General features: G+C 66.8%; 19 protein-coding genes and 2 tRNA genes. 7 read left to right on the top strand and 14 right to left on the bottom strand.

The genetic code is table 11. The features are described from left to right. The 3 genes from rpoB to E4P24_RS01945 are packed head-to-tail and all read right to left on the bottom strand — an operon-like array spanning position 1 to position 3,621. On the bottom strand, positions 1-1,830 hold the full coding sequence (gene rpoB, locus E4P24_RS01955; protein ID WP_004044575.1) for a DNA-directed RNA polymerase subunit B: 1,830 nt from the start codon (positions 1,828-1,830) through the stop codon (positions 1-3). Position 1,831: 1 nt separating this feature from the next. After that, the gene (locus tag E4P24_RS01950; RefSeq protein WP_004044576.1) at positions 1,832-3,397 is read right to left on the bottom strand and encodes a DNA-directed RNA polymerase subunit B''; all 1,566 of its coding nucleotides are present in this window, start codon (positions 3,395-3,397) and stop codon (positions 1,832-1,834) included. Further along, entirely contained in the window at positions 3,394-3,621 is a 228-nt protein-coding gene (locus tag E4P24_RS01945) for a DNA-directed RNA polymerase subunit H (protein ID WP_004044577.1), read from the bottom strand. Before E4P24_RS01945 ends, E4P24_RS01950 begins: the two co-directional genes overlap by 4 nt. Before the next feature lie 267 nt (positions 3,622-3,888). Between E4P24_RS01945 and E4P24_RS01940 the strand changes: the two genes are divergently transcribed. Together E4P24_RS01940 and E4P24_RS01935 are read left to right on the top strand one after the other, a co-directional pair. Continuing rightward, positions 3,889-3,961, top strand: a tRNA-Asp gene (locus E4P24_RS01940). A 29-nt stretch (positions 3,962-3,990) separates the two neighbouring features. Further along, positions 3,991-4,063 (top strand) — tRNA-Asp (locus E4P24_RS01935). Between the two features lie 406 nt (positions 4,064-4,469). On the opposite strand, the gene E4P24_RS01930 is transcribed toward E4P24_RS01935, so the two are convergent. Genes E4P24_RS01930 through E4P24_RS01920 form a run of 3 tightly spaced genes read right to left on the bottom strand, consistent with a single transcriptional unit; the run spans position 4,470 to position 6,228 of the window. After that, positions 4,470-4,826 carry a CrcB family protein gene (locus tag E4P24_RS01930; RefSeq protein WP_006600745.1) on the bottom strand — a complete coding sequence of 119 codons (357 nt, stop codon included), beginning with the start codon at positions 4,824-4,826 and terminating at the stop codon, positions 4,470-4,472. Further along, a complete protein-coding gene (locus E4P24_RS01925; RefSeq protein ID WP_004065342.1) occupies positions 4,823-5,158 on the bottom strand; it encodes a CrcB family protein in 336 nt (111 codons plus the stop codon). The genes E4P24_RS01930 and E4P24_RS01925 overlap by 4 nt, the downstream gene beginning before the upstream one ends. Before the next feature lie 20 nt (positions 5,159-5,178). After that, positions 5,179-6,228, bottom strand: coding sequence for an ATP-binding protein (locus E4P24_RS01920; RefSeq protein ID WP_188148029.1), 1,050 nt, complete (start codon positions 6,226-6,228; stop codon positions 5,179-5,181). Positions 6,229-6,303: 75 nt separating this feature from the next. Between E4P24_RS01920 and E4P24_RS01915 the strand changes: the two genes are divergently transcribed. Next, positions 6,304-6,747, top strand: a complete 444-nt coding sequence (locus E4P24_RS01915) for a hypothetical protein (RefSeq protein ID WP_004065344.1) — start codon at positions 6,304-6,306, stop codon at positions 6,745-6,747. A 24-nt stretch (positions 6,748-6,771) separates the two neighbouring features. Here E4P24_RS01915 and E4P24_RS01910 read toward each other — a convergent pair whose 3' ends face one another. After that, on the bottom strand, positions 6,772-8,040 hold the full coding sequence (locus tag E4P24_RS01910) for a tRNA(Ile)(2)-agmatinylcytidine synthase (protein ID WP_188148028.1): 1,269 nt from the start codon (positions 8,038-8,040) through the stop codon (positions 6,772-6,774). A gap of 142 nt (positions 8,041-8,182) precedes the next feature. Here E4P24_RS01910 and E4P24_RS01905 point away from each other — a divergent pair, with 142 nt between their 5' ends. After that, positions 8,183-9,157, top strand: a complete 975-nt coding sequence (locus tag E4P24_RS01905; RefSeq protein ID WP_004044583.1) for a transcriptional regulator — start codon at positions 8,183-8,185, stop codon at positions 9,155-9,157. A 58-nt stretch (positions 9,158-9,215) separates the two neighbouring features. Here the strand turns inward: E4P24_RS01905 and E4P24_RS01900 are convergent, their stop codons facing one another. The 6 genes from E4P24_RS01900 to E4P24_RS01875 all read right to left on the bottom strand — a co-directional run bounded on the left by E4P24_RS01900 (position 9,216) and on the right by E4P24_RS01875 (position 14,579). Then, entirely contained in the window at positions 9,216-9,470 is a 255-nt protein-coding gene (locus tag E4P24_RS01900) for a glutathione S-transferase N-terminal domain-containing protein (RefSeq protein WP_004065346.1), read from the bottom strand. 102 nt (positions 9,471-9,572) lie between these two features. Then, complete coding sequence (locus tag E4P24_RS01895; protein ID WP_004065348.1) at positions 9,573-10,961, bottom strand: aryl-sulfate sulfotransferase; 1,389 nt, start codon at positions 10,959-10,961, stop codon at positions 9,573-9,575. A 91-nt stretch (positions 10,962-11,052) separates the two neighbouring features. Continuing rightward, positions 11,053-12,465 (bottom strand): NCS2 family permease, encoded by a 1,413-nt coding sequence (locus E4P24_RS01890; RefSeq protein ID WP_004065350.1) that lies wholly within the window; start codon positions 12,463-12,465, stop codon positions 11,053-11,055. Positions 12,466-12,651: 186 nt separating this feature from the next. Further along, a complete protein-coding gene (locus E4P24_RS01885) occupies positions 12,652-13,365 on the bottom strand; it encodes a phosphoribosyltransferase family protein (protein ID WP_004044587.1) in 714 nt (237 codons plus the stop codon). A 74-nt stretch (positions 13,366-13,439) separates the two neighbouring features. Further along, positions 13,440-13,970, bottom strand: coding sequence for an orotate phosphoribosyltransferase (gene pyrE, locus E4P24_RS01880; protein ID WP_115802110.1), 531 nt, complete (start codon positions 13,968-13,970; stop codon positions 13,440-13,442). Between the two features lie 66 nt (positions 13,971-14,036). Continuing rightward, positions 14,037-14,579, bottom strand: a complete 543-nt coding sequence (locus tag E4P24_RS01875) for a CDP-2,3-bis-(O-geranylgeranyl)-sn-glycerol synthase (protein ID WP_004044591.1) — start codon at positions 14,577-14,579, stop codon at positions 14,037-14,039. Positions 14,580-14,705: 126 nt separating this feature from the next. Here E4P24_RS01875 and E4P24_RS01870 point away from each other — a divergent pair, with 126 nt between their 5' ends. Together E4P24_RS01870 and E4P24_RS01865 are read left to right on the top strand one after the other, a co-directional pair. Continuing rightward, positions 14,706-15,545 (top strand): proline dehydrogenase family protein, encoded by an 840-nt coding sequence (locus E4P24_RS01870; RefSeq protein ID WP_004065353.1) that lies wholly within the window; start codon positions 14,706-14,708, stop codon positions 15,543-15,545. 81 nt (positions 15,546-15,626) lie between these two features. Next, a complete protein-coding gene (locus E4P24_RS01865) occupies positions 15,627-16,271 on the top strand; it encodes a DUF502 domain-containing protein (protein WP_008605695.1) in 645 nt (214 codons plus the stop codon). A gap of 79 nt (positions 16,272-16,350) precedes the next feature. Here E4P24_RS01865 and E4P24_RS01860 read toward each other — a convergent pair whose 3' ends face one another. Beyond that, on the bottom strand, positions 16,351-17,289 hold the full coding sequence (locus E4P24_RS01860) for a branched-chain amino acid transaminase (RefSeq protein WP_004044594.1): 939 nt from the start codon (positions 17,287-17,289) through the stop codon (positions 16,351-16,353). A gap of 89 nt (positions 17,290-17,378) precedes the next feature. On the opposite strand from E4P24_RS01860, the gene E4P24_RS01855 reads away from it, so the two are divergent. Then, positions 17,379-18,263, top strand: a complete 885-nt coding sequence (locus E4P24_RS01855; RefSeq protein WP_188148027.1) for an NAD(P)-dependent oxidoreductase — start codon at positions 17,379-17,381, stop codon at positions 18,261-18,263. Positions 18,264-18,291: the final 28 nt, after the last annotated feature.

Here is an 18,291-nt window from a genome sequence, read left to right as displayed (position 1 = left end):
TTAGACCGCGTCCTTCAGTTCGATTCGCGGGCGGACGCCGAGCGCGACCATCTCGTCGAGAAGCAGCTTGAACGCGTAGCTGATCTCGATTTCGTGGATGTTGTCCTCGTCGCCGGTGACCGGGTCGTAGATGCGGCGCTGGTCGCGGTCCTCGACGGCGACCATGCCGGTGTCGGCGGAGATGTAGACCTTCTCCTTGTCGGAGGAGTCGAGCAGGCGCTCCTGGAGCACCATCGCGGCCCCGTGGCCGATGACGGTGTCGCGCTCCATCTCCCCGAGACGGAGGCCACCCTCGCGGGCGCGACCCTCCGTCGGCTGGCGGGTGAGCACCTGCACGGGACCGCGCGAGCGGGCGTGCAGCTTGTTGCTCACCATGTGGTACAGCTTGTGGTAGAAGATGATGCCGACGAAGATTTCGGCCTCGATCTTCTCGCCGGTGACGCCGGAGTACATGACCTCCTTGCCGGAGGACATGAAGCCGCGCTCTTCGAGCGCCGAGCGGAGTTCCTCTTCGTTTTCGCCCTGGAAGGCGGTGCCGTCGACGCGGCGACCTTCGAGCGCACCGACCTTCCCGCCGAGCATCTCCAGCACGTGGCCGACCGTCATGCGCGACGGCAGGGCGTGCGGGTTGAGGACGAGGTCGGGAACGACGCCGTCGGCGGTGAAGGGCATGTCCTCCTGGGGAGCCAGGTGGCCCACGACGCCCTTCTGTCCGTGACGGGACGCGAACTTGTCGCCGAGTTCCGGAACGCGCTGGTCGCGGACGGACACCTTGGCGAGCTTCGAGCCGTCTTCGCCCTCCATGAGCGTGACCGTGTCCACGACGCCGGATTCGCCCGAGCGCATCGTGACTGAGGTCTCGCGGCGCTTCTGCGGCGAGAGTCCCGCCATGTCGTCGGGTTCTTCGAGGAACCGCGGCGGCGAGGTCTTGCCGAGCAGCACGGAGTTCTCGTCGACGACCGTCTCGGGGTTGACGAGGCCGTCCTCGTCGAGGTGCGAGTACGCGTCTTCGCCGCGCGCGCCGCGCACGTCCTGCGACGGAATCTCGAAGCGGTCTTCCTGACCGCCGGGGTAGCGGCGCTCTTCGCCCTCGTAGGTGCGGAAGAAGTGCGAGCGGGCGAGGGCACGTTCGACCGAGCCCTTGTTCATGACGAGCGCGTCCTCGATGTTGAAGCCCTCGTAGGACATGACGGCCACGACGAAGTTCTGGGCCGCGGGTCGCTCGTCGAACCCGATTTGCTCCGTGGTCTGCGTTTTGACCATCGAGAGCTGCGGGTAGTGCATGAGGTGCTGGCGGGTGTCCGGGCGGATGCGGTAGTTCGCCGCGGGCAGCCCCAGCGACTGCTTCATCATCCCTGCCCCCATCGTAATGCGGGGCGAGGCGTTGTGTTCCGGGTACGGAATCATCCCGGCACCGATGCCGAAGATGAGCTGCGGGTCGATTTCGAGGTGCGTGTGGTCCTCGTTGAGTTCGTCCTCGTCGACCGCGACGTAGATGTCTTCTTCCTCCTCGGCGTCGATGAACTCGACGAGCCCGCGCTCGACGAGGTCGTCGAAGTCGAGTTCGTCGTTGTCGAGCGCCTCGACGTGGTCGTCGTCGAGGAGCGGCTCGCCGTCTTCGACGACGATGAGCGGACGGCGGGCGCGGCCCGCGTCGGCGTTGATGATGACTTCACGGGTGCGCTCTTTGACGGAGACGTTCACCATCTGGCTCACGTCGCCGCGGCGGCGCGCCTCTCGAATCTGTGCCGCGAGTTGGTTGGGGTCCGGGTGGGTCCCGACGAGACTACCGTTGACGTATACTTTCGCTTCTCGCTGTGCCTGAGCCATGTTAGTCGTCCGCGGGTGCGGCGTCGACGCTGTCGATGCCGGGGATACCCTCGACACCCATCGACGCGAGTTCTCGTTTCAGCGACTGTTCGTCTTCGACGTTCTGGGAGAGCTCCATCGCCTGCGCGAAGTTCTTCACCAGCCCGCAGTTCGGTCCCTCGGGGGTCTCGGAGGGACAGATGCGACCCCACTGGGTCGCGTGCAGGTCGCGCGCCTCGAAGTGCGGCTGCGACCGCGACAGCGGACTGCGAAGGCGGCGAAGGTGCGACAGCACACCCATGTAGTCGGTACGGTCGACGAGCTGGGAGACGCCGGAGCGGCCGCCGACCCAGTTGCCCGTCGCGATGGGGTGTTCGAGCCGCTCGGTGAGCACGTCGGACCGGACGACGGTGTTGACCGTCAGGTTCCGGTTCCGCATGTTAGCGCGTTCGAGCTGGTACTTCACGTCGCGCGCCAGCTTGTTGAGCGCCGTCCGGAAGAGGTCCTTCATGAGGTCGCCGGAGACCTTCAGGCGCTTGTTGGCGTAGTGGTCCTTGTCGTCGGAGTCGCGGCGCTGGAGCGCGAGTTCGAAACACGCCTCGGCCATGCGACAGAGGTAGTACGCCTTGTTCATGCGCACCTCCTCTTCTTCCGCGCCCTCCTCGTGGAGGTGCGGAAGCAGGTAGCGGTCGATGACGTAGTTGGCGCGCTTAAGCTGGTAGTTCTTGCCCTGCCCGCCGGCGACGCGCTTGCCGAGCGCCTCGATGGCCTGCTCTTGGGTCTGCACCTCGGCCTCCTCGAGGTTCTCGAGCATGAACTTCACAATCTCCGGGTCGTCGGAGACGCGGTGGACGATTTCCTCGTCCGATTCGAGACCGAGCGCGCGGACGAGCGTGACGAAGTTGACGCTCCCGGAGACGGACGGGAACGACACTTCGAGGAGTCCCTCGCGGTTGCGTTCACAGAGCACGAGCGCGCGGTAGCCGCGGCGCTGGCTGAACGTCTTCGCGACCTGAATCTCGTCGCCGTACTTCGTGTCGTACTCGGCGAGAATCTTGTTCGGCGCCAGGTCCTCCGAGGTCATGAGCACGCGCTCGGAGCCGTTGACGATGAAGTAGCCGCCGGGGTCGACGGGGTCCTCGCCGATTTCGACGAGGTCCTCGTCGGAGAGCTCCGCGATGTTGCACTTCGAGGAGCCGACCATGATGGGCATCCGGCCGACCTTCGTCTCCGCGGTGTCGACGACGACCTCCTCTTCTTCCTCGCCGCCGCGGACGATGGACATCTCCATGAACACGGGGGCGGAGTAGGTGATGTTACGCAGGCGCGCTTCCTGCGGGAAGAGCAGTTCCTCGGAGCCGTCGGCCTCGCGGACGCGGGGCGTCTCCACGCGGACGCCACCGAGCTCGACGTAGACGGGTTCCTCGCCCTCCTTGTCGCCGATGTCCGTTTCGATGGTCGCCTTCTCCTCGACGACGTCCATCATGCCGCGTTCGAGGAACGCGTTAAACGAGCGGAAGTGGTGTTCAGCGAGCCGTTCTTCGGAGAAGTACTTGCGAGAGACCTCGCGTCGCGCTTGTCGGTTCATTCAATCACCAGTCGGTATACGACTGCTTTGTCTGTCGTTCGAGAGTTCCGAACGATCTTGATGACGTCGCCGGGCTCTGCGTCCTCGGGGAGCGCCGGGTCCTTCAGCTTGATCTTCGGGAGATTCGTCTTCTCGACGTTGTACTCCTGTAACACGTCCTCGACGGCCTCGTCGTCGAGTTTCGTGTGTTCCGGAACCAGTTTGTGTTGGCTTACGTCTACCATGTATGGTGCTGCTGGGTGCTGGAAGAAGCTGTCACGGGATACTACGGCTGATTTTGGGACGCACCCATTTAACCCTTGCCAACTGCGTCGAAGAAAGGCGACGCTATCGGCAGTCACGCACCGGAGATGCGCGAATCGTCACACGTTGGCATGGGGTGTCACGATATAAATGTCTTCGGGGCGAGAATCGCGGTACCGCGGGCCAAGGGCAGCCCAGATGGTAAGTCTTATCTATAAACCTCGGCTACGGATGAGTGCAGACGGAGGGCCCGGGTGGTGTAGTGGCCCATCATACGACCCTGTCACGGTCGTGACGCGGGTTCAAATCCCGCCTCGGGCGCTCTCCGTACCGCAAACTCACTTCAGTGAGCCCGGGTGGTGTAGTGGCCCATCATACGACCCTGTCACGGTCGTGACGCGGGTTCAAATCCCGCCTCGGGCGTACTTTTCGATGAATTACTCGCTGAGCGCCGAGTCTCGTCTCGGCGCGGCCGTAATTCTCGTGAATACCCCAAAAGGGATTGAACCCGACGACGAGCGAGAGAAACGAGCGACGTCGGCACGGTTCAAATCCCGCCTCGGGCGCTTCTCTGATTTCAACTCCTCCAGCGAGGCGTCTCGTCGCCAAGCGACAGCGAGTGACATTTGTGAACGTTGGCAGATAGGATTTGAACCAAGGAGCGAAGCGAGCGATAGCGAGCAGAGCGACTGAGGTTCAAATCCCGTCACACCCGTTCGTTCACGTCGTTCACTCACGGGAGTTCCTGAGTTCACCTCACGCTGTTCGGTGAACTCCCGCCTCGGGCGTACGTTTCGACGAATTACCCACCTACCGCCGCGCTCCGCAGTCAGCCAACCAACCCACCGACCACACCACCAATCGCCACGCCGACCAACGCCGCCACCAACGTTCCGAAGGCGTACCGAGCGGCCGTGTCGTAATCGCCCGCCTCTGCGAGTTCCGCGACGCCGACCGCAAACGACGAAAAGGTCGTGAAGGCCCCGCAGAAGCCGGTTCCGGCGAGCTTCGCGGCCGCGTCGCCGACGGACGCAGTGACGATGAATCCCAGCGCGACGCTCCCGAGGACGTTGACGGTGACGGTGCTCCACTTGCCGACGACTCGCTGGTCGACGGTGTGCCGGGCGACTGCGCCACCCATCCCGCCGACGCCGACGAGGACGGCCGAGAGCAGCGAGGGAGTCACCGCCGCCCCCCGAACGCGAGGCCGAGCGCGGCGGCGGCGAAGCCGAGCGCGTAGTTCGCGCCGACGTTGAGCGCGCCGCCCACCGGCGACAGCGACGCGGTCTGGACGGCGAACGTGCTGTACGTCGTGAACGACGAGAGCAGCCCGGTTCCGAAGAACAGCTGCGCCCGGCGGGAGGAGACCGACGTGATGAACGTCCCGAGGGCGAAGCTCCCGAGGACGTTCACCGCGAGCGTGCCGCCCGCGCCGGGAATCGCGACGGAGACGGCGTAGCGAAGCGTCGCGCCGGCGAACCCGCCGAGGGCGACCAACGCCAGTTCCGAGCGGTCCATACGGCAGTACTCCGGGGAGGCTACTCTATGGTTTCGGAACTGCCAGGCGCGGAGACCGCCCGCGGCGTCGCGCCGCCGTCGGGCGTCTCGCGGGGGCGAACCCGAACGTCGTGGACGGTCTCCGTGGTGTCGTCGACGACGAGCGCACAGCCGCGTTCCCGCGGGAGCCGAGCGCGGAGCGACTCGTCGAAGTACGTCGGGTCGGCGGCGGCCATCGCCGACACGTCGGGGCCGGCGGTGAGTCGGTGGACGACCCGGAGGTCGGCCTGCGAGACCGCAACCTCGGGGAGCGCCGAGGGGCGCTGGGTCGCGAGGACGACGCCGACGCCGGGGGCTCGCCCGCGCGTGAGAAGGGTTCGAAGCGCGGGGTCTGCGAGCCCGCCGGCGAACGCGTGGGCCTCGTCGAGAAGCAGCCACGGGATTCGGGAGACCGAGCCCGCGACGCGGGCGTCGTAGAGGCCGCGGGCGACGACGCGAACCACGGCGCTCGCGGGGGTCGCCTCCAGTCCCGAGAGGTCGAGCACGTCGGGTGAGGAGCCGCAGAGCGACCGCGGGTCGAGTCCCTCGGGGTGAAACACGTCCCACGAGTCGGCCAACGCGAGGTGGTTCGCCGCGGCTCTGCGCGTCTCGGGGGCGGCGTCGTCGTCGTCGACCGCCCCGCGCATCGCCACCAACGAGTCTTCCTCGGCCGCGAGTCGCCAGACGAGCGACCCCGCGGGCGCGGTCGGGTCGAGACCGAGCAGCTCCGGCCACGCGCTCGGCGGGAGCGCGTCGGCGCGGACGCGCGGCGAGTCGTGAACCGTCGCGTCTATCGGCGACTCGGTGAGGCCACAGAAGACGCCCATCGGGTCGATGACGACCGGCGCGACGCCCGCAGCGCGTGCCAGTCCTTCGGCCATGACGCCGAGCGTGTGGGACTTCCCGCTGCCGCGCTTGCCGACGACGACGGCCGCGTGCGGACGGTTCACGTCGAGGCCGACGGTCGCGCCGTCGCTCCCGTCGCGGGCGCGGTAGCATCCGAGTCGACAGGCCGGGCCTTCCTCGTCCGACTTGCGGCCGATGGTGTGCATGGCACGGACTGGCCGCGCGATGCGACTTGAACCCCCGGACGAGGATTTATATACGAACCCGCGGCCAGACGGTCCATGCTCGATATGTTCCGGTCAGACACGCGCGCTATCGAAGGACTGCCAGTTCGTCTCGTCGTCGCTCTCGTCGTCGGCGTCGCCAGCATGAGCGTCATGCTCAACATGCTCTCCGGGGTGCAGGGGCTCGCCACCTCGGAACTCGACGTGAAGCCGACGCCGGACGTGGTCGGCCCCGGCGAACAGGCGCTGGACTTCACCGTCGTCGACCACGAGGGGAACCCCGTGGAGGGCGCGACAGTCATCGTGAAATCGGGGACCGCCGAAATCGACGGCGTGGCGACGGCGAAAAGCGATGACGGCGGGTCTGCGACTGTCAACGTTGACGCCGAACTCGGCGCGAACCGCGAGGACGGAACGCTCATCGTGGACGTGAAACCGCCCGCCGGGGAGTCGTTCGTCGACCGCCGCGAGAACACGAACGTGCTGGTGGTTCAGGACTGAGCGCCGAACACGCGAGCCGCGACCTCAGCGCTCCGGGTGCGTCGCCGCGTCGAAGCCGCCGCGAACGAGCGGCTTAGCGATGTGTCGGCGGGCGCACGGCGGCACCTCGTACCAGCCGGGTTCGAGGTCGCGGTCGACCGCCCGCTCGACTTTGCCGGGTGCGTCGGTCCCGCAGTCGCGGCACCGGTAGCCCTGATTCCGTCCCGCGCTTTTCATCGTCCGCCCGCAGTCGGGGCAGACGGGCGTCCCGGGTTCCGTCCGCACGAGGTCGCGGACCGCGAACTTCTCCAGTTTGAGCGTGCCGTCTCCGACCTCGCCGCAGGCGGTGACCGCGTCGCCGACGCGGAGCGCCCGCACCCGGTTTCGGAAGCGCTTCGTCGGTTCGAAGGCGGCGACAGCGACCACCGCGTCGCCGGCTTCGAGGTCGAAAAAGACGTGGCCACCCCGTCGAGTCTCCGGTTCGGAGGCGACGGTGCCGGCGACGCGGTAGGCGCGGCCGTCGCGGAGGTCCGAGACGACGCCGTCCCGGAGGTGGGCGTCGGTCCCCTGATTCGTGCGAAACGTCGCCGAGCGGTCGACGGGTTCCGAGTCGATGGCGGCGGCGACCTCCCGGACGGTGTCGGCGTCGTCGCCGCGGATGCCGTGGAGAATCGGTCCCGGCGCGTTCGGCACGCAGACGGCTTCGCCCTCCTCGCGGTCCACAGTGTCCCACGCGTCGGGATACGCCGCGTCGGCGGCGTCGAAGACGGAGTCGACGTCGACCTCGCGGGGCGTCCCGCAGCGGTGAAACTCGCGGTAAGAGATGTGTTCGTAGGTCCACTCGTCGAAGGCGGCCCACGCGCCGACGGCCGCGAGCGCGCCGATGCGGCCCCGGCCGCCGTGCCACCCCTCGGTCAAGAAGCCGGAACGCTCCGCGAGGGCGACCGCGTCGTCGAGGTCGTGGAAGTCGCGGACGGCGTCGCGGGCGAAGTCGGCGACGGCGGTCGAAACCGTGTCGGGAGACCCCGGCGCGACGACGACACCCGGGCTGGTCCGGTCGTCGTCGAGGACGGCCCAGCGGTCGAGTTCCTCGCGGGCGAGGTCGAACGCCGCGCCCGCGGGGAGGTCGGTGTGAATCGCCAGCGCCGCGTTCCCGCGGGTCTTGTGCTCGACCGCCGGGTTCAGCCGGACGAGGAGTCGCCGCTCGACGGTCCCGCCGCGCGCCTCGACGGCCTCGGCGACGAGCGTCGCCAGATAGGTCGTACACATCCCGAGGGTGCGGGAGTCGGTGTCGTCGAGGCCGATGACGGTCATACGCGGAGATTGCCGGACGGCGCAGTAACGCCTTTCGGGTCGATTACGGCTATATAAATGCGGCATCGAGAAGGGAGATACCACGGCGAGGGCGGCGGTATCGGGGAAAACGCTTTATGGGCCGAATCGCTTATTGCCCCCTATGTCCCGGTCAGCGCTGGTTGGTAATGTCGCCGCGATGCTCCAAGACGCGGGCTTCGTCGTGAGCGACCGCATCGCCATCCGGCCGAAGAGCTTCGACCTCGCCGCTCGGAGGGGCGAGGACCTGTTGCTCCTCAAGATACTGGGGAACATCGACGCGTTCGACGGCGTCACCGGCTCGGAGATGCGACGCCTCGGCTCGTATCTCGACGCCACGCCGTTGGTCGTCGGGCTTCGAACCCGAGACGAGGACCTCAAACCCGGCGTCGTCTACTTCCGCCACGGCGTGCCGGTGTTGAACCCCGACACCGCCATGGACCTGTTCGTCGAGGAGGTTCCCCCGCTCATCTACGCCGCCCCCGGCGGACTGTACGTGAGCCTCGACGGCGACGTGCTCGCCGAAGAGCGGCAGGAGCGCGGATGGAGCCTCGGGCAGCTCGCGACCGAACTCGGCGTCTCGCGGCGCACCGTCTCGAAGTACGAAAACGGCATGAACGCGAGCATCGAAGTGGCGATTCACCTCGAAGAGCTGTTCGACCGCCCCTTCTCGAACCCGGTCGACGTGCTCACGGGCGCGGAGGACGTGCGCGACGCCGAGCCGACGCCCGACGACCCCGACGTGGACCCCGACGACGAACACGTCCTGTCGGTGCTGACGCGCGCCGGCTTCACCGTCCATCCGACCGCCCGCGCGCCGTTCAAGGCCGTCAGCGAAGACGCCGGGCGGAAAAAGGAGACGAACGTCCTCACCGGACACTCGCCGTTCACTCGAAGTGCCGAGAAGCGCGCCCAAATCATGTCGTCGCTCGGCGAAATCACGCGGACGCGCTCCGTCTACTTCGTCGAGGAACAGCAGAAGCGCGAGTCGGTCGACGGCACCGGCATCGTCAGCTGTGAGGAACTCGCCGCCATCGACGACCCCGACGAGATTCGCGACCTGATTCGCGAGCGGACCCGCGACCCCGCCGAGAGCTAATCGTCGCGGGGTGCGCGGCGAGCTGTACTGCCGGCGGAAAAATCAGTGACGGTCGCGCTTACGCCGCCGAGCCGTAGGTCTCTTCGAGGTAGTCGACGATATCGTCGCTCTCGGGCATCCCCTCGACGCCGTGTTCCTCGTCGACGAGGACGGGGACGCCGGTCTGGCCGCTTACCTCTTCGACTTCCTCGCGCTCGGCGTGAGCGCTGGGGACCATCCGCGACTCGTATTCGAGGTCGAGGTCGGCGAGTTTGTCCTTCACCTTCGCGCAGTACGGACAGCCTTGCAGTTCGTAGAGGATGAGGTCGGACATCAGCCTGGGGTATGGAGCCGCGGCTAATGAGTGCCATGGTCTTCTGCAATCGAACCACACGACCCCGAAAGGCGCGCCGCGGGGTCGGCCGCGGGGTCAGCGTTATCTCCCGAACAGCCCGCGGACCGCGTCGAGTAGTCGCTGACGCATCAGATACAGTTCGCCGGCGGTCGCGGTGAGCCCGACGCCGACCGCGCACGCCGCCCAAAACAGGTCCCACGGCGTCATCCACACCGGGCGGAGCCACGGCAGGACGTGCGACAGTCGCGTCGAAAGCCCGCTCATCGGCTCTTCGAGCGGCGTCCCGGCGAACGTCGACTGAACCCGCGAGACGAAGCCGACGCTCCCGTCTCCGCCCGCGGTGATGTTCGCGCTCCCGGTGATGGGGTACGAACCGCTGGCGTTCAGGTCCCGAATCGTCGGCCCCGAGGACTCGTCGCCGTGGGCGACGCGCTCGGCGTCGTACGGCCCCCACGTCGCGTAGTACTCCCAGACGACCTCGCCGGTTGGCGTGACCTCTATCACTCGGTGGTTGAGCGTGTCGACGATGAGCGTGTTGCCGTTGGGGAGGCGGTCGGCGTCGCGCGGCCAGTTGAGCGTGTTCTTTCCGACGGACCACGTCCGGACCCACTCGCCGTCTTCTTTCGCGTACTCGACGACGCGGTTGTTCCCGCTGTCGGCGACGAGCATGGTCGGGGTGCCGTTCTCGCTGACCAGCCAGTCGGGATTGTGCTGTTCGTTGAGTACGTCGTAGTCGTCGTCGGTGCCGAGGCGCTCGACGATGTCTTTCGACTCCATGTCGACGACGATTGCCTGGTCGAAGTTTCGCGGCGACAACAGGAGCCGACCGTCGCCGATGTAGTCCACGTCGTTGACGTGGCTCCAGTCGGCGTTGTAGCCGCCGTCGGTGTCGGCTGGGAAGTGGTTCTTGAAGTACCACTCCCACGTTATTTCGTCGGTCGTCCGGTTGTACACCACGATGCGGTCCTCGCTGACGCCGGCGGAGTCGTTCCACTCGCGCATGTTGGCGATGAGGAGTTCGTCCTCGCCGAAGGCGTCAACGTCGTGGGTGTCCTCCATGTCGAAGCGCTGTTCCCAGACGCGTTCGCGGGTGTCCGGGTCGAGTTCGAAGACGACGGTGTCGGTCCCGCGCGGCGACGAGACGAGCAGGTTCCCGTTCGGGAGCGGGTCGACGTCGAAGAACCACGCGTTCCCGTTGACCGAGTCGTCGTACGTCCACTGGAGGCTCCCGCGTTCACCGACCGAGACGACCCGAGCGGGTTTCTTCGGGTTCGTGTTGCCCTGGAAAGTGTAGCCTTGGACGCTCACAATCGTCGACCCGTTGGCGGGGCTGGTGACGGTTCCCGGTTGGAGGCTCGTCTGCTGCCCGGGGTCGTACGTCACGGCAGAGACGGCCGAAGGAGCGAGAAGGCCGATAATGAGGAGGAACACGGCTCCGCGGAGGGCGAGCCGTTCGTTGGGAATATTCATACGGAGTGGGTTAGCACCGGGGTTGTTCAATACTTTATGAATCCGATTAGGTCGTGAGAAAATCAGCGCGACGAGAGAGTCGTCGGCGCGGTCAGACCTGCGCCTGGAGCATCCCCGAGGTGCGGACGACGAAGTAGAGGACGAACGCGACCGCGAGCGCCCACTGGCCGGCGCTGACGTCGTCGTACTCGCCGGCGGCGACCTTCACGAGCGGGTACGAGACGATGCCCGCCGCGATGCCGTACGCGATGGAGTACGTGAAGGGCATGACGAGGATGGTCATGCCGGCGGGGATGGTGAACGTCAGGTCGTCCCACTCGATGTCGACGACGTTGCGGAGCATGACGACGCCGATGACGACGAGCGCGATGTGGGAGGCGTACTGCGGGATAGCCGTCGCGAGCGGGACGATGGCGAGCGAGCCGAGGAACAGGAGGGCGACGACGAGCGCGGTGAGGCCCGTTCGGCCGCCCTCTTCGACGCCGGTGGCGGACTCGATGTAGGTCGTGACCGTCGAGGTGCCGAGCATCGCGCCCGCGGTGGTGCCGACCGCGTCGGCCATGAGGGGCTTGTCGATGTCGGGGAGGTCACCGTCGTCGTTGAGGAAGCCCCCGGCCTGCCCGACGCCGACGAGCGTGCCGGCGGTGTCGAAGAAGTCGACGAAGAAGAACGTGATGACGATGAGGGCGAAGCTGAACGCTTCGACGTTGCCGAAGCCGGAGATGAACGCGCCGGCCAGCGGCGTGATGTCGTAGGTGGCCGCCGAGGAGTTGGCGACGAGGCCGGCCTCGGCCGAGACGACGCCCGAGGCGGTGAGGCCCCAGCCGAGAAGCGACGTGCCGACGATGCCGATGATGATAGAGCCGGGGACGTTCGCCGCGTAGAGGGCGAACGTGAAGAACAGGCCGACGATGGAGACGATGGCGATGGGGTTCGACGCGAGGTTCCCCATCGTGACGAGCGTCGAGTTGTCGTTGACGACGATGCCCATCGCCTGCAACCCGATAATCGCTAAGAACAGCCCGATACCGGTGCCCACGGCCATCTTGACCGGTTCGGGGAACACCTTGATGATGGCTTCCCGCGCGCCGACGGCGGTGAGCGCGATGAAGATGAGCCCCTCGACGAAGACGGCCGCGAGCGCCGTCTGCCACGGGACGCCCAGCGCCCCGACGACGGTGAACGCGAAGAAGGCGTTCAGGCCAAGCCCCGGCGCTTGCGCGAAGGGTCGGTTGGCGTAGAACGCCATAATCGTGGTCGCGATGGCGGCCGCGATGATGGTGACGACGGCGAGCATCGACTGGACCTCGCCCGGCGTGTAGCCGGCGATGGCGATGCCGTCGACGCCCTCGATGTACGGTTGGTCTGTGAGAAGCGACGGGTTGACGACGACGATGTACGACATCGTGAGGAACGTCGTGATGCCCGCGAGAATCTCGGTCCTGACCGTGGACCCGTGTTTATGCACGTCGAAGTAGTTTGCGAGGGTTTCAGAGAGCCCCATGATGCACGACTAAGCATACCCAGGATTCCACACATAAGCATTACCATCCTGACGGGCGGATATACCCACGAACGTGGGTTAAACGACCCATTCGACGTGAACGAACGGCACAGAAGTGCCTATTTCTACGTCACCTGTGATTGAACTGAGCAGTTCAGAACAGTTTTTCGGCGGGTCCCTGAGCCGTCAGTCGAAACTGCTCAGCGCGCCGACGGGCGCGTCGGTGAGTTCGCGGGCGCGGTTCGTCCCCTCGTCGCCGACGGCGATGAGCGCGAAGACGCCGGCGATGTCGGCGTCGGCCTGCAAGGCGATGTCCAAGAGGAGTTCCTGGGTCTCGCCCGAGCGGATGAGGTCGTCCACGACGAGGACGCGCTCGCCGTCGTCGATGGCGCTGGCGGGGAGGTAGTAGGTGAGTTCGATGCCGGACGCGAGGCGCTGACGGGATTCGATGAAGTCCTCGACGGCGGTCTCTTTCGACTTCTTCGCGTACGCGAGGCGCGCGCCGAAGTAGCTCGCCATCGCCGCGCCGAGGGTGATACCGTCGGTCGCCGCGGTCAAAATCACGTCGGGGCGTTCGAGGTCCAGCGCGTTCGCCGCGACGGGCGCGACGAGGTCGAGGAACGACTGGTCGAAGACGACGCCGGAGTTGTCGACGTAGCCCTCGTCGTCGAATCTGACGCGGGCTTCGAGTTCGTCTGCGAGCGCGTCGCGGCCGACGCCCTCGACAACCTCGCGGGCGCGTTCGACTCCGGGCAGGACGTGCCCGTTGACGTAGCGGTTGAGGTCGCCGGCCGGCAGTCCCGTGAGTTCGGCCAGCTCGTCGTACGTCCGGGTCTCTTTGAGCATCCGGAGCACGGAGACAGCCTGCAACTGGAGTGCGGCCTTCTCTGCTCTGTTCATGCCTCCGGCTTCGTACTTGCACAAAAATGAATACTTCGATTACCGATTCCGAGTGAATTAGTCACAAGCGTGTATTAGCCGTCGGCGTCGGCCAGCAGGTCCTCGGCGGTGAGAAGCGACTCCAGTGCGATGTCGTGGTCGGCCAGCAGGTCCGCCGCGCCCTCCTGTCGGTCCACGACGACGACGACGCGGTCGACGACCGCGCCGGCCTCGCGGAGCGCCTCCACGGCGTCGACGGCGCTCTGGCCGGTCGTCGCGATGTCTTCGAGGACGACGACTTCCTCGCCCTCGTCGAGCGCGCCCTCGATGCGCTTTGCCGTCCCGTACTCCTTTGCCTTCTTGCGGGCGATGACGTACGGCTTGTTCGTCTCGACCGCGGTGGCGGCCACGAGCGGGACCGCGCCGAGCGCGACGCCGGCCAGTTTGTCGTCGTCCGCGACGCGCTCTGCGAACGCTTCGGCGATGAGCTTCAGACACCGGGGGTCGGTCTCGAAGAGGTACTTGTCCACGTAGTAGCTCGACGTGCCGCCGTGGGAGAGCTCGAACTCGCCGAACTGGACCGCGTCGGCGGCTCGGAGCGCCTCGATGAGTGCTGCGTTCGCCATCTTGTTTCGAGAGGGTTCAGGGAGGCGCTTAAGCGGGACGGTTCGGGTGAGCGGTAACCGCGTGGATTACCACGGCTCGTTTTTCAGTCCCAGCAAGTACGCGCCGACGTTGGTGACGACGTGGAGCACGGGCGTCATCACGAGCACGACCGCGAGCACGGGCAGGGAGAACGTCGCCGCGAACCAGCCGGGCGCGGCGACGAACGCGAGGGCGAGCGCGCCGACGACGAAGTCGAGTTGGTCGAGGCCGGGGAAGGCGGCCCCGCGCTCGCGACCCGAGCGACGCTTGATGAACGACGCGCCGATGTCACCGAGCATCGCGCCGAGCGCGAGTCCGAACCCGGCGGCGAGCGGGAACGTCGGGAGCGAGACGCCGAGCGCGCCCGAGGCCGCGGGCGCGGCGGCGTTGAGGACGACGGCGAGGAGCGTCCCGGCCAGCGTCCCGGCGGCGGTGCCGCGCCACGTCTTGCCGTCCCCGAGGACGCGCCGACCGCCCCACGTTCGGCCGCCGTCGATGGGGCGGCCGCCGCCCGCGAGGACGGCGGCGTTGTTCGGCACGTACGCGGGCAGCATCGCCCAGAAGGCGGTGGCGACGAGAGAGACGACCATACCGACCCGTCGGCGGCGAGGACTGTAAGTTCCGACGGTTCGTCGCCGGGGGAGGCGACGGTGTCGTTCGATTTCGCGTCCGAATCGATGATAACCCTCAATAGCTGACGGTCGCAATCGTTTATTATGATTCCGCCCATCGCGAGCAGGTTCGTCGCGGGAGAGTCCGCGGCGGGAGCGCTCGACCACGCCCGACGGATGAACGACGACGGCGTGGCGGTCATCCTCAACCTCCTCGGGGAGCACTACGCCGAGCGCGCCCCCGCGGACGAGGACGCGGCGGCCTACGTCGACCTCGTCGAGGACATCGCCTCGACCGGCATCGACGCCTGCGTGTCGGTCAAGCCCTCGCAAATCGGCCTCGACGCGGGCGACCACGTGTTCGAGGAGAACTACCGGCGCATCGCCGAGGCGGCCGACGAACACGGCGTCTTCCTGTGGTGCGACATGGAGGACCACGAGACGACCGACGTGACCCTCGACGCCTTCGAGGAGCTCGCCCGCGAGTTCGACGGCGGGATGGGACTGTGCGTGCAGGCGAACCTCAAGCGCACGCCCGACGACCTCGAACGCCTCGCCGACGTGCCGGGGAAGATCCGCCTCGTCAAGGGCGCGTACGACGAACCGGCCGCGGTCGCCCACAAGCAGAAATCGGCGGTGAACGAGGCGTACAAGGAACTCCTCGCGTACCTGTTTCGGGAGTACGACGGCGGCATCGCCGTCGGGAGCCACGACCCCGAGATGATTGACTACGCCCGGGACCTCGGCGCGGAGTACGACCGCGACTACGAGGTGCAGATGCTCATGGGCGTGCGCGAGGACGCCCAGCGCGAACTCGCCGCCGACGGCGTCGAGGTGTGGCAGTACGCGCCCTACGGCGACAAGTGGGTCTCCTACTTCTATCGCCGGGTCCGCGAGCGCAAGGAAAACGCGCTGTTCGCGCTCCGCGCCGTCGTCGGCGTCTGAGCGAGCGCCGAAGCGCGAGGCGTGTCTCTCGTCCCACACTAGAAATCCCCTTATGCCCGCGGGTTCACGTACCCGATATCAATGTCCTCGTGGAGACGCGATTTTGCCAGCGGTCTCGTAGTCCTCGTCCCGCTCATCGTCATCCTGTACATCCTCGCCTTCTTTTATAACGGAATCACGTCGATTCCGTACGTTGCGACAGTTCTTTCCACCGACGGGACGGTGACGCCGCTTTCGGAGGCGCTCGGATTTATCATCTCCATCATCATCTTCCTGCTGTTAGTCCTCTCGGTCGGCTACCTGATGCGGACGACGGCCGGCCGCCTGCTCGAATCCGGCCTCGACGCCGCCATGAACAAGGTCCCGCTCGTCCGAATCGTCTACAACGCTTCTAAGCTCGCGGTCGAAACCGCGCTCACCGGCACCGAAGACCTCCAGAAGCCGGTCCGTCTCGAAACGTGGCCGGGCATCCGCATGACCGCGTTCAAGACGGGGAAGACGACCAAAGACGGCCGGGAAGTCGTCTTCATGCCGACCGCACCGAACATCACCACCGGGTTCGTGATGGAAGTCGACCCCGAGGATATCGAAGAAACCGGCGAGAAGGTCGAAGAGGCCCTCACGCGCGTCCTCTCGGCCGGGTTCGCAGAACAGGAAACCGTCGACGAGTTCGACATCGAAGTGACCGAGGAGTCCGGCGACGGGCAGGTCGCCGCCGACGAGTAAGGCTCGCGCGCCGGCCGTCGTCGCTATCGGCTCGCGTCGGGACCGCGGCAAAAAAACTGGTTTTCGCGGGCGTCTCGGGTTACTGCTCGTCGACGTAGGTGAACCACTCTTCGTGGTCGTCGGTGCGGCGCTCCACGAGGTCGAAGAAGGCGGACTGGAGCTCCTCCGTGACCGGGCCGCGGGTGCCCTCACCGATGACGACGTTGTCGACCTTGCGGATGGGAGTCACTTCGGCGGCGCTGCCGGTGAAGAACAGCTCGTCGGCCGTGTTGAGTTCGCCGCGGCTGATAGTCGCGCTGTCGTCGACCTCGTAGCCGCGCTCGCGGGCGAGCGTGATGACGGTGTCGCGGGTGATGCCGTCGAGGATGCTCTGGGAGAGGCCGGGCGTGTAGATTTTCCCGTCGCGGACCATGAAGATGTTCTCGCCGGGACCCTCGGCGACGTTGCCCTCCTTGTTCAGGACGATAGCCTCGACGTAGCCGTTGCGGCGGGCTTCCTCGCCCGCGAGCATGGAGTTCACGTACAGCCCGGTGGTCTTGGCGTTCGTCGGAATCTGGCTGGAGGCGTGCTTGCGCCACGACGAGACCATCACGTCGACGCCGTTTTCGAGCGCGTCCTCGCCGAGGTAGGTGCCCCACGGCCACGCCGCGATGGCGACCTCGGTCGGGTTGTCCTTGGGGCTGACGCCGAGCGAGTCGTAGCCGTAGAAGGCGATGGGGCGGATGTAGCCGCCGTCGAGGTCGTTGCGCCGGATGACTTCCAGCGTCGCCTCGGTGAGTTCCTCGCGCGTGTAGGGAATCTCCATGTCGTAAGGCTTCGCGGACTGATAGAGCCGTTCGAGGTGCTCCTCCCAGCGGAAGATGGCCGGGCCGCGGTCGGTGTCGTAGGCGCGAACCCCCTCGAAGACGCCCGTCCCGTAGTGGAGACCGTGGGTGAGGACGTGCACCGTCGCGTCCTCCCAGTCCTTGTACTCTCCACTCTGCCAGATCGTCGAGACATCCATCTCGTCAAATCCCATGTAGTGGCCTTCGGCGGCCCCCTCTAAAATCATGACGACCCGACTACCACGCCCCCGGCGGTTTTGTCCGCGGGCCGCCATGACGGGGTATGAGCCTCGAATCCGTCGCCGTCACGGGCGGGACCGGGAACCTCGGGCCGACCGTCGTCGCCCACCTCCGCGCGAGCGGCTACACCGTCACGAACCTCTCGCGACACAGCGAGTCGTCGCTCGCGGACCACGACTACCGCGTGAGCGCGCTCGACCCGGGCGACCTCACCGCGGCGCTCAGCGACGCCGACGCGGTCGTCCACCTCGGAACCATCTCGACGCCGACGAACGACCCCGGCCACCGCGTCTTCGAGAGCAACGTCCAATCGACCTACGTCGTCCTCGAAGTCGCCGCCGCGCTCGGCATCGACCGCGTGGTCGTCGCCTCCAGCATGAGCGCCATCGGCGGAAGCTTCGAACCCGACCCCGCTCGAATCGACTTCCTCCCGGTGGACGAGAGCCACCGCGCGACGCCCTCGAACCCCTACGGCCTCGGGAAGTACGTCGCAGAACAGACCGCCGCGGGGTTCGTCCGCCGCGCCGACGCCCCCGAGACGGTCGCCAGCCTCCGATTTCCGTGGATGCCGAGCGAGGAGGAGGCGAGACAAACGTTCGCCGAGGCCGACCGCTCGCTGTCGGGACTTCGGGACGCCGGGCACTTCCACACCGCGCGCAACACGCTGTTTTCGTACCTCGGCAGAGAGGACGCCGCGCGACTCGTCCGCCGGGCGCTCGAAGCAGACTTCGCGGGCCACGAGGTGTTCTGGGCCGCGGCCGCCGACACCTCGACGACCGTCGAATCTGCGACGCTCGCCAGCGAGGTCTACCCCGACGCGGAGACCCGAGAGCCGCTTTCGGGCCACGAAGCGCTCGTCTCGACCGAGAAGGCGAAGCGACTGCTCGGGTGGGAGCCGACGTGGTCGTGGCGCGACGGGCGCGCGTGAGAAGGTGAATCCGGGCGACCCCTCGGTC

The sequence above is a fragment of the Haloferax sp. AS1 genome (assembly GCF_014530665.1).
GTDB classification, from domain to species: Archaea; Halobacteriota; Halobacteria; order Halobacteriales; family Haloferacaceae; genus Haloferax; species Haloferax volcanii.
The sequence above is the reverse complement of the archived record's forward strand: the minus strand, read 5'-3'. Positions and strand labels throughout refer to the sequence as shown.